Annotated in this window: 11 protein-coding genes; 7 read left to right on the forward strand and 4 right to left on the reverse strand. The window is 66.6% G+C overall.

From position 1 onward, the window contains the following. Nucleotides 1–106 precede the first annotated feature (106 nt). On the reverse strand, nucleotides 107–529 hold the full coding sequence (locus tag AC0J42_RS10350; RefSeq protein WP_473006051.1) for an NUDIX hydrolase: 423 nt from the start codon (nucleotides 527–529) through the stop codon (nucleotides 107–109). A gap of 11 nt (nucleotides 530–540) precedes the next feature. Next, nucleotides 541–1,440, reverse strand: coding sequence for a LysR family transcriptional regulator (locus tag AC0J42_RS10355; RefSeq protein ID WP_473006053.1), 900 nt, complete (start codon nucleotides 1,438–1,440; stop codon nucleotides 541–543). Nucleotides 1,441–1,621: 181 nt separating this feature from the next. Between AC0J42_RS10355 and AC0J42_RS10360 the strand changes: the two genes are divergently transcribed. From AC0J42_RS10360 to AC0J42_RS10390, 7 genes are all read left to right on the forward strand, one after another. Next, nucleotides 1,622–2,656 carry an Ldh family oxidoreductase gene (locus tag AC0J42_RS10360; RefSeq protein ID WP_473006054.1) on the forward strand — a complete coding sequence of 345 codons (1,035 nt, stop codon included), beginning with the start codon at nucleotides 1,622–1,624 and terminating at the stop codon, nucleotides 2,654–2,656. Between the two features lie 88 nt (nucleotides 2,657–2,744). Continuing rightward, complete coding sequence (locus tag AC0J42_RS10365) at nucleotides 2,745–4,049, forward strand: CitMHS family transporter (protein ID WP_473006055.1); 1,305 nt, start codon at nucleotides 2,745–2,747, stop codon at nucleotides 4,047–4,049. A 48-nt stretch (nucleotides 4,050–4,097) separates the two neighbouring features. Beyond that, nucleotides 4,098–5,003, forward strand: a complete 906-nt coding sequence (locus AC0J42_RS10370) for a LysR family transcriptional regulator (protein ID WP_473006056.1) — start codon at nucleotides 4,098–4,100, stop codon at nucleotides 5,001–5,003. An 85-nt stretch (nucleotides 5,004–5,088) separates the two neighbouring features. Then, entirely contained in the window at nucleotides 5,089–6,063 is a 975-nt protein-coding gene (locus AC0J42_RS10375) for a hydroxyacid dehydrogenase (RefSeq protein WP_473006057.1), read from the forward strand. A 14-nt stretch (nucleotides 6,064–6,077) separates the two neighbouring features. Continuing rightward, on the forward strand, nucleotides 6,078–6,767 hold the full coding sequence (locus AC0J42_RS10380) for an RraA family protein (RefSeq protein ID WP_473006058.1): 690 nt from the start codon (nucleotides 6,078–6,080) through the stop codon (nucleotides 6,765–6,767). An 81-nt stretch (nucleotides 6,768–6,848) separates the two neighbouring features. Next, nucleotides 6,849–8,138 carry a CitMHS family transporter gene (locus AC0J42_RS10385; protein WP_416423459.1) on the forward strand — a complete coding sequence of 430 codons (1,290 nt, stop codon included), beginning with the start codon at nucleotides 6,849–6,851 and terminating at the stop codon, nucleotides 8,136–8,138. 9 nt (nucleotides 8,139–8,147) lie between these two features. Then, on the forward strand, nucleotides 8,148–8,843 hold the full coding sequence (locus AC0J42_RS10390; RefSeq protein ID WP_473006059.1) for a TerC family protein: 696 nt from the start codon (nucleotides 8,148–8,150) through the stop codon (nucleotides 8,841–8,843). 65 nt (nucleotides 8,844–8,908) lie between these two features. Here AC0J42_RS10390 and AC0J42_RS10395 read toward each other — a convergent pair whose 3' ends face one another. After that, the gene (locus AC0J42_RS10395) at nucleotides 8,909–10,327 is read right to left on the reverse strand and encodes a YncE family protein (RefSeq protein ID WP_473006060.1); all 1,419 of its coding nucleotides are present in this window, start codon (nucleotides 10,325–10,327) and stop codon (nucleotides 8,909–8,911) included. A gap of 115 nt (nucleotides 10,328–10,442) precedes the next feature. Then, nucleotides 10,443–12,653, reverse strand: coding sequence for a TonB-dependent siderophore receptor (locus tag AC0J42_RS10400; protein ID WP_473006061.1), 2,211 nt, complete (start codon nucleotides 12,651–12,653; stop codon nucleotides 10,443–10,445). Nucleotides 12,654–12,790: the final 137 nt, after the last annotated feature.

Below are 12,790 nucleotides of genomic sequence, written 5' to 3' on the forward strand. Positions count from 1 at the left end.
CTGCTCACTCCTTTATCATCTTGAAGTTGCCGCAGAGTCTGGAGGCCGGAATTGTATCGTGGCGGCCGCTTCGGACAATCCTTGAACTGTTACCCTTTGAGACCCGTCACCGTGCCGAAAGGTACTCGCGCAGCCGCGCCTGCAGCCGGTCGATGCCGTCGCTGCGCGCCAGGAACGCTTCCACGCTGGTCACCTCCCAGCGCTGGCCTTCATCACCAAACACCACCTGCTCGAAGGTGCCCACCGGCACCTGGGCAACAAAGAACCAGGTGTCCAGCCCGTTCATGCCCTGGCCAGGGTAGACCCGGGTCCAGACGATCCAGCTCTCATCCAGGGTCAAGCCGAACTCTTCCCAGGTCTCGCGGGCGGCGCATTGCACAGGCGTTTCATCGTCTTCGCGGCCACCGCCGGGCAAGTCCCACAGCCCCGGCCAGGGGATGCTCGGCTTGTCGTCGCGCTGGTAGGTGAGGATCTGGCCTTCGCACAGCAGGGCGATCTTGGCGCCAAAAAAGGGCGGGTGGTGTGGCATCGTGCAATTCCTCAAGGGCTCAAGGCGGCCCATTCGCCATTCCTCAGTACATTGAGCAGGCAGACGGCGGCGGGTGACAAAAAGCTTTCCTGCCGGTAGATCACGCCAAAGGTGCGTTTCATGGTGGTGCCGGCGATGGGTACTTCCTGCAGCGGGTCCCCTGGCCGCCCAGGGCCGAGGTTGCGCCGTGACAGCAGGCTGAGCAACTGGTTTTCCACGATCAGCCCCGGCAGCGACAGGATTGAGTTGGTCTCCACTTGCACCGCCGTCGGCGGCAGGCCCGCCTGGCTCAGATGGGTGTCCAGCCAGCGCCGGGTGGAGGCCTGGGTGGAGGCGAGTATCCACGGGTAGCGGGCCAGCTGTGCCAGGTCCATGGGGCCGGCGAAGATCGGGTGCCCGGGGGCTGCGACCACTACCACTTCGTCGTCCAGCAACGGCAGGGCGATGTTGCTGGTGTCGCTGCTGTCCAACGGCCCCAGCATGATGTCGATGTTGCCGGCATTGAGCAGGTCGCGGAGCATGTCGTTCATGCCGATTTTCAGCTCCATGGTCACCTTCGGCGCATCGGCCAGGAAGCGCGCGGTCACCGTCGGCAGCACCAGTTCGGCCATGGTGGTGGACGCACCCAGGCGCACGTGGCCGGTGATGCCCTTGGAAAAATCGGCGATCTGGCGCCGCGATTCCTCCATGCCGCGGCGCATGATCTTCGCCCGCTCCAGCAACAGCGCCCCCACTGGGGTGAGGGCAATGCGCCGGCCGCTGCGCTCGAACAACTGCGCGTCCAATTCCTCCTCCAGGCGCCGCACGCATGTGGACAGCGCCGACTGCGTGCGGCACAGCCGGTCCGCCGCCAGCCCCAGATGGCCAAGTTCGGCGATAGTCTCGAAATAGCTCAGGTCACGGTAATCCATGGGCGGCGCACCTATTCCTCGGATTCAACGGTTGCGGAAAATTAGCCATTGGACCGGCTTGGCGAACGGGTCCAAGAATAGGCGCACAGGCAGGCGGCTGAACAGCGGATGAAGCCGACCTGGCCCTTGGCGCGGGGCATCCCGCGGCCCATTACAACCTCATCCGCCAGGTGCAGACCCGATGCCAGCAACCACCGTTGTTTCCCATGAAGACTTGTCCCGGCAAGTGACGCGCATTTTCGCCGCCCACTTGGCCGACGCCGACGCCCGCTATGTGGCCAACTGTCTGATCGACGCCGACGCCCGTGGCGTCAGCTCCCATGGCATCGGGCGCATCCCGGTGTACACCCGGCGCCTGCGCGAGGGCGTGGTCAACCCGCGCCCGGCGCTGACTGTCAGCGGCGGGCAGGGCGCCACTGCGCACCTGGACGGCGACAACGGCATGGGTTACCTGGTGGCGCGCAAAGCCATGGACGAAGCCATCCAGCGCGGCCGGGAGCACGGCATCGGCATGGTCCTGGCCTCCAACAGCAATCATTTCGGCATGGCCGCCAGCTACCTGCAGCAGGCGCTGGACGCCGGCCTGGGGGCGCTGGTGCTGACCAACGCGCCGCCACTGATGCCGGTGTGGGGCGCGCGGGCGCCGTTCCTCGGCACCAGCCCGTTCGCCTTCGCCGCCCCTGGCCGGCTGGCGCCGATCATGCTGGACATGGCCACCTCGGTGGTGGCGTTCGGCAAGATCCGTCGCGCCGCGCGCCTTGGCGAGCCGATTCCCGGCGACTGGGCGCTGGACGCCCACGGCGCGCCCACCACCGATCCGGCCGCGGCGCTGGACGGCGTGGTGTTGCCCATGGCCGGGCCCAAGGGCTCGGGCCTGGGGCTGATGATGGAACTGATGGCTGGCGTCATGTCCGGCGCCGCCTTCGGTGGCCAGGTGCGCAACCAGAACACTGATTTCACCCGACCACAGAACGTGGGTCATACCTTCATCACCTTCCGCCCCGACGCTGCATTGCCCATGGCCGATTACCTGCAGCGCGCCGATGAATTGGTGCAACGCGCCCGGGCGCTGCCGCTGGCCGACGGCTTTGACTACGTGCACATGCCCGGCGAGCGCGAAAACCTCGCTGCCGCGCGGGCGCGCAGTGAAGGGTTGAGCATCAGCGCCGCCGACCTGCAGATGCTCAAGGAGGAATTGCACCTGGCCCGGGCCTGAGCCACCGCTGCTGTCTCCCGTCGCCACGACGGTCCCATAACAACAATAATCCGCGCCGGCACGGCCGGCGCGCTGCGGAGACAACCCTATGTTGACCTTCCTCGGAGGTTCCATGGTCGCGGCCTTCATGGCGCTCATCATGACGCGCCGCATGTCGGCGCTGGTGGCTTTGGTGGTGGTGCCCATTGCGTTCGGGCTGTTGGTGGCCGGCCCGCAGATTGGCCCGATGATGCTCGACGGCCTGCAGAAACTGGGCCCCACGGCGGCGCTGCTGATGTTCAGTATCGTCTACTTCAGCATCATGACCGACGCCGGAGTATTCGACCCGGTGGTGCGTGGCGTGGTCCGCGTGGCCCGTGGCGACCCCTTGAAAATTTACCTGGGCACCGCAGTGATGAGCCTGTGCGTGGCCCTGGATGGCGACGGTTCCACCACCTACATGATCTGCGTGTCGGCGCTGCTGCCGGTGTACAAGCGCCTGGGCCTGTCTGTGCAGTACATGGCCACGCTGATGGTGATGGCCATCGGCATCATGAATATCCTGCCGTGGGGCGGGCCCACCGCGCGGGCCGCGTCGGCGTTGCACGTGGAGGTGGCCGAGGTGTTCGTGCCGCTGATCCCGGTGATGGCCTGCGGGTTCATCTACAACCTGGGCGTGGCCCTGGTGTTCGGCCTGCGCGAGCGGCGCCGGGTGGGTGTGCTCACTGACGCCGAGTTCGACGCGGTGAAGCGCGACATCGCCCACACCCCCGACTATCGCCGGCCCCGCATGCTGTGGGTGAACGTGTTGCTCACCGTCGGCCTGCTGGTGGCGCTGATCATGGGCCTCATGCCGTTGCCGATTCTGTTCGTGGCGGCGACGGCGGTGGCGCTCATGATCAATTACCCCAGCCTGCAGGAACAGAAGGAGCGCCTGAGCGCCCACGCCTACAACGTGATCTCGGTAGTGGGGCTGATTCTCGCGGCCGGGGTGTTCACCGGTATCCTGTTCGGCACCGGCATGGTCGACGCCATGGCCAAGGACCTGCTGCTGGTCACCCCCGCCTGGCTGGGCCCCTACCTGGGGCCAGTGACGGCGCTGTTCAGCGGCGTGGCCACCTATTCGGTCACCAACGATGCGTTCTACTTCGGCATGCTGCCCATCCTGGCGCAGACCGCCCATGCCTACGGCATCGAGCCGGCGGCCATGGCCCGCGCCTCGGTGCTGGGCCAGCCCATGCACCTGCTCAGCCCGCTGGTGGCATCCACCTATCTGCTGGTGGCGCTGCTGGACCTCAACTATGGCGACAACCAGCGGCGCTGTTTCCCCTGGGTGATTGGCCTGATGCTGGTGCTGCTCACCAGCGGGGTGGTGCTGGGCGTGGTGCCCTGGCACGGACTCGCCGCTACTTGAGGTATCCTCCCGCGCACACCCACAAGGATTGCCGGGAGCACCGCCTCGATGAGCATCAACCTGCAGATTCGCGATCTGGTCTACTTCATCAAGGTCGCCGAACTGGGCCACTTGGGGCGGGCGTCCGAGGCGCTGCATATCTCCCAGTCGGCGTTGTCCAAGTGCATCGACCGCCTGGAAAACGCCTACGACGCCGAGTTGTTCGAGCGCATTGGCCGCGGCATCCGTCTCACCGATGCCGGGCAGCTGCTGCGCGACCGCTCGCTGCTGATCGAGCGCATGCTCGACGAAACCCATCGGCAGACCTCGTCGCTGGGCAAGGGCCTGGCCGGCACCATTCGCGTCGGCGCGGCAGCCACCACCGCCGAATACCTGATGCCGCGCGCCTGCCGGCTGTTGCAGGAAGAGGCGCCGGCGGTTGTGCTGGATTTGCAAATTGGCATGAACGACGTGCTGCACGACTCCCTGCGCAAGGACCTGCTGGACCTGGTGGTGGGGCCTTTGGGCACCCGCAACGATGACCTGGTGGAGCTGCCCATCGCCAGTGACGAAGTGGTGGTGGCCGCCAGCGCCCACCACCCGCTGGCCGGGCGCCAGGTGCCGTTGGAAGCGTTGTGCGAGTACCGCTGGATTCTCTCGGCGCCATCGGTGGCCACGCGCCAGTGGCTGGACCAGGCGTTCCTGGCCCAGGGACTGCCGGCGCCGCGGGTGGCCATCGCCACCAGCTCCATCGCCGCGGTGCCCAACCTGATCACCGAGACCGGGCTGCTGAGTTTCCTCTCACGGCGCAACCTGGCCGACAGCCGCCACGGCGGCGGCCTGGTGGAAATTCCCAACCCGCTGACCACCATGGCCCGGCGTTTCGGCGTGCTGCACCGCGCCGATGGCTACCTGTCGCCGGCTACGCGGCGCTTCATTGAGATCCTGCAACTAAATCATTCCTACGAAGAATGATTTCTTGAAAATACGCTAATAGAAATAAAGGATAACCGCGGGGATACTTTCGGCAGCGAACAATAACAAGCCAGAGATCCTGCCCATGCCTCATACCATTCTTGTGACCGCCCCACGCCTGGCGCCCGCTGGCCTGGAGCTGCTGCGGGCCCAGGGTTGCCGGGTGCTGTACGTGACGCCCGAGCAAGGCCCCGCCGACATCGAACGCATTCTCGCTCGCGAGCCGGTGGACGCCGTTATCTCCCGCACCCTGGACCTGACCGCCGCCGCCATCGACGCCTGCCCCACCCTGAAAGTCATCTCCAAACACGGCGTTGGCGTCAGCAACATCGCCGTGGCTGCTGCCACTGGGCGGGGCATCCCGGTGTACGTGACGCCCGGCGCCAACGCGCAGTCGGTCACCGAAATGACCCTGGGCCTGATGTTCGCCGCCGCCCGCCGGGTCAGCTGGATGGATCGGGAAATTCGCCAGGGCCGCTGGTCTCGTGCCCAGGACGGCCTGGAGCTGAGCGGCCGCAGCCTGGGCCTGATCGGCTTTGGCCAGGTGGCGCGGCGCGTGGCCCGGGCCTGCCAGGCCATCGGCATGCAGGTGCTGGTGCACGACCCGCTGCTGCCCGCCGACGCCGCGCTGGATGGCGCCGAGCGCATCGACGACTTGAGCGTGTTGCTCGGGCGCAGCCAGGTGCTCAGCCTGCACGTGCCGCTCACCGCCCAGACCCGCAACCTGATCGGCGCCGAACAGCTGGCGCTGCTGCCCGAAGGCGCGCTGCTGATCAACACCGCCCGTGGCGAAGTGGTGGACGAAGCTGCGCTGGTGCAGGCGCTGGCCAGCGGCCAACTGTACGCCGCCGGCCTCGACACCATGGCCGTCGAGCCGCTGCCGGCCGACAGCCCGCTGCTGCGCCTGGACAACGTGGTGCTGACCCCGCACGTCGGTGGTTCCACCCCGGCGGCGCTGGCGGCCATGGCCGCGGGCGCCGCGCGCAACGTGCTGGGCTTCCTTGACGGCACGCCGCCTGCGGCCAGCGCCTGCGTCAACCCACAGGTTCTTCAACACTGAACTGGAGTACTGCCATGACTGCTCAACAATGGCCTGCGGGCTACCGCATCAACCCACGCGTCGCCAGCCTGCCGGCAGACCTGGTGCACGCCTTCCGCGAGATTCCCGTGGCGGTTGCCGGTGATTGCATGGGCCGCAGCATCGGCGCCCGCGGCCTGCGCGCCTACCACGGCGACCTGTCGCTGAAGCTCTGCGGCCCGGCCTTCACCGTGCGCGTGCGCCCCGGTGACAACCTGATGGTGCACAAGGCGCTGATGATGGTGCAGGCCGGCGACGTGCTGGTCATCGACGGCGGCGGCGACGTCAGCCAGGCGGTCATCGGCGGCCTGGTGCGCACCACCGCGCTGCGGGTGAAGCTGGGCGGCATCGTCATCGACGGCGCCGTGCGCGACCTGGAAGAACTGGCCGAGGGCATCGTCCCGGTGTTCGCTGCCGGCCACACCCACCGTGGCCCGAGCAAGGACGGCCCGGGCGAGATCAACGTGCCCATCGCCTGCGCCGGCCTGTGCGTGCTGCCCGGCGACCTGGTGCTGGGCGACGCCGACGGCGTCATCGCCATCCCGGCCCAGGACGCCGCGGCGCTGCTGCCCAGGACCCTGGCGCACCTGGACCGCGAGGCGGGCATCCGCGAGACCAACCGCGCCGGCACTGCCGACCCGGAGCGCTTCGATTCATTGCTGCGCAGCAAGGGCCTGCCCGTCTGACTGGCTAGAATGTCGGCATCATCGGTTGCGGTGATGCCGCTCGCGGCACCCCTGTACAACTATAAAAAACAGGAAAACGCCATGCTCATGATGCTCAGTTTTATCATGTTGGCCTGCTTCATCTTCTTGCTGATGAGCAAGAAACTCTCGGCGTTGACCGCGCTGATCCTGATCCCCACGGTGTTCGCGCTGATCGGCGGCTTCCACGCCGACGTCGGTAAATTTATCCTCGACGGCGTGCGCATGGTTGCGCCCAACGGCGTGATGATGGTGTTCGCCATGCTGTTCTTCCTGACCATGACCGAGGCGGGTATGTTCGACCCGCTGGTGACGCGCATCGTCAACGCGGTGCGCGGTGACCCGGTGAAAATCTTCGTCGGCACCGTAGCGCTGGCGTTCATCGTCGCCCTGGACGGTGACGGCGCCACCATCTATATGATCGTGCTGTCGGCGTTCCTGCCCATCTACAAACGCCTGGGCCTGTCGCTGCCCATGGTGTGCTGCCTGCTGCTGCAAGTGGCGGGGCTGGGCAACATGGTGCCCTGGGGCGGGCCGACCGCACGGGCGGCCACGGCGTTGCACGTGGACGTGGGCGAGATGTTCGTGCCCATGCTGCCGGGCCTGCTGGCCTGCATGCTGTGGACCTTCGCCCTGGCCTGGCTGTTCGGCCGCCGCGAGCGCGCGCGCCTGGGCGGTGCCATTGACCTCAACGGTCATTTTGCCGACCACAAGGAGCACCGTGGCGACAGCGGCTGGCGCTTTGTCTTCAACTGGTGCCTGACGGTGCTGCTGATCCTGGCGCTGTGCCTGGAACTGCTGCCGCTGAGCTACCTGTTCATGATTGCCGCGTGCCTGGCGCTGGTGGTCAACTTCCCGCGGCTCAAGGATCAGCAGGCGCAGCTGGAGCTGCATGCGCCGCCGATCCTGGCGGTGTCCAGCCTGATCTTCGCCGCCGGCGTGTTCACCGGCGTGCTGACCGGCACCGGCATGGCCGACTCGGTGGCCCAGGGCCTGCTGAAGGTGATACCGGAAGCGTTCGGGCCGTTCATGGCGGTGATCACCGCGCTGGTGAGCATTCCGGTGACCTGGCTGGTGTCCAACGACGTGTTCTATTTCGGCATCATGCCCATCCTCGCGCAGACCGCCCAGGCCCATGGCATCAGCGCCATCGAGATGGCCCGCGCCTCGCTGATCGGCCAGCCGGTGCACATCCTCAGCCCGTTGGTGGCGTCCACCTACCTTGTGGTCAGCATGCTCAAGCTCGACTACGCCGAGAGCCAGCGCTACACCCTGCGCTGGTCGCTGGTGAGCTGCCTGATCCTGCTGGCGGTGTCGCTGCTGACCGGCATCTTCCCGCTGTTCGTTCATTGAGGTGCCCCCGTGAACTGGATAACCGACCCTTTCCTGTGGACTGCCCTGGCGCAGATCATCGCCATCGACCTGCTGCTGGGTGGCGACAACGCCGTGGTCATCGCCATGGCCTGCCGGCGTCTGCCCAAGGCGCTGCAGCGCAAGGCCATCTACGGCGGCATGGCCGGGGCCACTGGCGTGCGGGTGGTGATGCTGGGTTTCGCCATGCAGCTGCTGGCGGTGCCGTGGTTGAAGCTGGTGGGGGCGCTGCTGCTGTTGTGGATCGGCATCAAGCTGGCCGCCAACCGTGAAGATGACGCCGAGGCAATCGATGGCGGCACGCGCCTGTGGGGTGCCATCAAGGCCATCATCGTCGCCGACGTGGTGATGTCCCTGGACAACGTGCTGGCGGTGGCCGGGGCAGGGCGGGGCAACGTCTACCTGGTAGTGGCGGGCGTGCTGATCAGCATCCCCATCATCGTCCTGGGCAGCCGCTTCGTGCTGGCGGCGATGCAGCGCTGGCCGTGGCTGGTGCAGGCGGGCGCGGGGTTGATCGGCTGGATCGCGGGGGGCATGGCCGGTGACAGCGCGCGGCTGGTGCCGGGGGTGGTCGAGGTGACGTGGCTGCATTGGCCGGCGAGTGCGGCGGGGGCAGTGCTGGTGGTTGCCTTGGGCGCCTGGTTGGGCAGCCACCAGCCGGCCGCCCAGGCTTCGCGTCGCCTGTGACGCGGCCTGCGGCCGCTGCTACAGGTCAACCCGTAGCAGCGGCCGCAGGCCGCGTCAGGGGGCTATCAGCGCACCTGGGTGATGCGCGTGATGCGGTCGCCATCCTTGTCATCAGGCCCCTTGGACTTGTTCACCGCAAACACGTTGCCCTGGCCGTCAGTGGCGACGTGGTTGGGGAAGGTGCCGTCGTCCAGGTTGGCCACCAGCTTGCCGTCCGGGTCGACCACGGTGACGGTGCCGGCGCCGCGGTTGCTGACGTAGGCCAGGCGTTTGACCGGGTCGAAGGTGACGTTCAGCGGGCCGGCGCCGGTAGGCACCAGGTGCAGGGTCTTGCCGCTGGCGACGTCGACGATGGCCAGGTTGTCGCTGTTCTGCGCGGCCACGAACAGGCGGTTGGTCTTGGCGTCGTAGGTCACGCCCATGGCCATTTTTACGCCTTCGATAGGGAACACTTTTTCCACGTTGCCGGTCTTGGCGTCGATCACCGCCGCTTCGTTGGTGCTCAGGCTCACGGTGTAGAGTTTGTGGTTCTGGGCGTCCAGGTGCAGGCTGGCGACGGTGAACGGCGCGGCGCGCTCGCCGCGCTGGTTGGACTTGATCTCGATGGTGCGTTCCACGGTCTGCTTGCCGGCGTCGAACATGACGATGGTCGATGTGCCGGTGGCGCCGGCGAAGGCCTTGTCCAGGCCGGCGTCCACCACCACGTCACGGGCGTGGGCGACGGTGTCGGGGGCGAACTGCTTGACCAGGCCCAGGTCGGACTGGCGGTACACGGCCACGCTGTTCTGGCGGGTGTTGGTGACCCAGACGTTGCCGTTGCGGTCGTCGACGCCCACGCCGTATACGGCATAGACGTTCCCCGGCTCGCGGCCCGGGGCGGCGGCCGGGGTGACGCGGGCTTCGACGGCCAGGGTGTTGGGGTTGAGCTTGAGCAGCTGCGATTCCTTCACCGGCGGGCGGCCCACGGCGGCGGTCACGAACACCGCGCCGCTCTTGGCGCTGACCGCCGACTGGTACAGGCCCGGCACCAGCTTGGTGCTGGTCTGCTTGAAGCGCTCAGTGCCCGACAGCGGCACCACCGGGGAAATTTTCAGCGGCAGCACGGCGGCGGCCGCCGGGTTGCTGACGGTGACCACGATTGGCTGCTGGCCCACGGCGGCGTCGGCCGGCACTTTCAGTTCGCCCTTGAAGCCGCCCTGGGCGTCAGCCACGTAGGCTTCGGCGTTGAGCACGGTGGTGCCGCGGGTCAGGGTGATGTGCTGGCCCGGCTTGAAGCCGCGGCCCATCAGGTGCACGTCGCTGCCGGCGGTGATGGCGCCGCCTTCGGCCGGCATGGCCATGATCTGGCCCTGGTAGTCCGGGTCCGGGGTGTCGAACGCCGACTGCGCCATGGCGGCCTGCATGCCCAGGCTCATCAGGCCGATCAGCGAGGCCAGCTTGCACAGTTGGCTGGCGGGGGACAGCGCGCGATTGCGAGGTTTCATCGAAGACTCCATGTTTAAAGGGGGGCATGCCCCGCGGTGGTCCGCGGGGCAGCGATCATATCAATAAGCAATGATTCGCATTCTGATTTTTACACTTTGGTACATTTGTAAAGCATCAGAACGAAGTGGCCACGCTGGCGTACACCGCCTGGCCGTGCTGGTTATAGGTGGCCGCGCCGGCGCTGTTGGAGTTGCCTTCGCGGTACAGCTTCTTGTCGAAGAGGTTGTTCACGCCGGCGCCCAGGCGCACGTTCTTGGTCAGCTGGTAGCCGACGTTGAGGTTCACCAGGCTGTAGGCGCCCACCTCGTCGGTGTTCACGCCGGCGGCATCGACCTTGGTGGTGCCCACGGTGGGTGGCTTCTGGCGGCCGAAGCTGGTGATGCTCAGCTGGGTGGAAAGCTTGTCGTTCACCTGCCAGTCCAGCATCGAGTTGACCGTGTACTTGGGAATCATCGACAGCACGTTGCCGGTGTCCAGGTCCTTGTTTTCCTGCATGTAGGTGCCGTTGGTGGTCCAGGTCAGGTTGTCGGCCAGCGGTACCGTCAGGTTGGCTTCCAGGCCCTGGGTCACGGCCTTCCTGGCGTTTTCCCACTTGAGGATCATGTTGCCGCCCGAGGAGTAGCCCAGCACGTCGGTGCCGGCCACTACCTTGTTGTGGTAGTCGTTGCGGAAGAAGGTCAGGCCCGCCACCCAGCCGTCGCGCTTGAATTCCAGGCCGATTTCCTTGTTGACGCTGGTCTCGGCCTTGAGGTCGTCGTTGCCCTGGATATAGCAGCTGCCGGTGCTGCCGATGGGGCAGCCATTGCCCGAACTCAGCAGCAGGTAATTAGGGTCGAGCTGGTACAGGTTCGGCGCCTTGAACGCCCGGGCGATACCGGCCTTCAGGGTGAAGTCCTGGTTGAGCTTCTGCGACATGTTCAGGCTGGGCGACCAGTTCACGCCGAAGTCGGTGTGGTCGTCCATGCGCACGCCCGGGGTCAGGGTGGCGCCTTCCCAGGGCTCGATGTTGTCCTCGGCAAACAGCGAGCCGATGTTGGCCGCCGCCTTGCTGCTGCGCGTACCGGATGCCAAGCCGGCGATGCTGTCGGCGGCGGTGCTGCCGTTGTAGTAGCTGCCCGAGGACAGCGCCTGGCTGGTGGAGGCCGGGTCATCGAGTTCCTGGCGGTTGAACTCGCCGCCCAGGGTCAGCACCTGGGACAGGCGGGTGGCCAGCGGCAGGTTGAATTCGCCGTGGGCCAGGTAGCTTTTCAGGTCGCTGGTGGAGAAGTCGGTGGAGTCGATGGTGCCTTCCACGCCACCGGTCAGGCCCTCGTCCAGGCGGCGGTTGCGGGTGTGCTCGTACTGCAGGAAGAACTTGCTGGTGCCGAAGTCCCAGTCGCCGTTGTGGGTGATGGCGAAGTTGTTGCGGTACATCACGTTGGTTTCGCGGCCCACCCACGGCGCGGCGCTGGCGGCCTTCTTGCTGGTGAGGCTCTGGTTGTACTGGTTGTCGCCGGCGTAGATGTTGCCCTGGCGGCTGTAGCTGGCGTCGAAGTCGAGGCTCTGGCGGTCGTCCAGTTTCCAGCTCAGGCGGCCATTGATGTCCTTGTTGCGCACGCCCTCGGCGCCCGAGGCGGCGGCTTCGCCCTCGGCTTCGTGGCCCACGTTGATGTCACTGCTGTCGCGGTCGGTCTTGCTCAGGTTGCCGTACACCCGGTAGGTCAGGTTGTCGGTCAGCGGGCCGCTGAGGCCGAAGGTGGCGCGCTTGGTGGCGCCCTCGTCCTTGTCCTTGGGCATGTCGGTGTAGACGCTGAAGTTGCCGTGGGTTTCTTGGGTGGGCTGCTTGGTGATGATGTTCACCACGCCGCCCGCCGCGCCGTTGCCGTAGCGGGCGGCGGCGGGGCCGCGCAGCACTTCGATGCGCTGCACCTCATCGGCTGGCACCCAGTTGGTGTCGCCACGGGTGTCACGGTCGCCGGTGCGGCCGTAGCGCACCGAGTTGCGCGACTCCACCGGCAGGCCGTCGATCAGGATCAGGGTGTTCTCCGGGCCCATGCCGCGAATGTCGATCTGGCGGTTGTTGCCGCGCACGCCGCTGGCGCTGTTGCCGGTGAGGTTGACGCCGGGCATCTTGCGGATGATGTCGGACAGGTCGTTCACCGGCGGGGCTTTCTGGATATCGTCGGCGGTGATCACGGACACGCCCGGCGCCTGCTTGAGTTCTTTCTCGGCGGTGACCAGGGTGTTGTCCAGGGTGATGGCAGCGTCTTCGGCCAGCAGCGCGGGTGAGACGGAGGCCGCCAGGATGGCCAGCGTGAGACGACTGAATGAGGCATGAAAAAGCACGACGATAACTCCCCTTGAGTGATTGAGGCCCCGGCCGCGGCAGTCCTTGTCGCAGGGCGGGGCAGTCGTCCAGACGGGGGGCGATGATAGGGTGTCGTAATTGAGAGTAAATCGTATTTACAAAATTTACCCCCAGC

Source organism: Pseudomonas sp. Tav-5-1A (assembly GCF_055755055.1).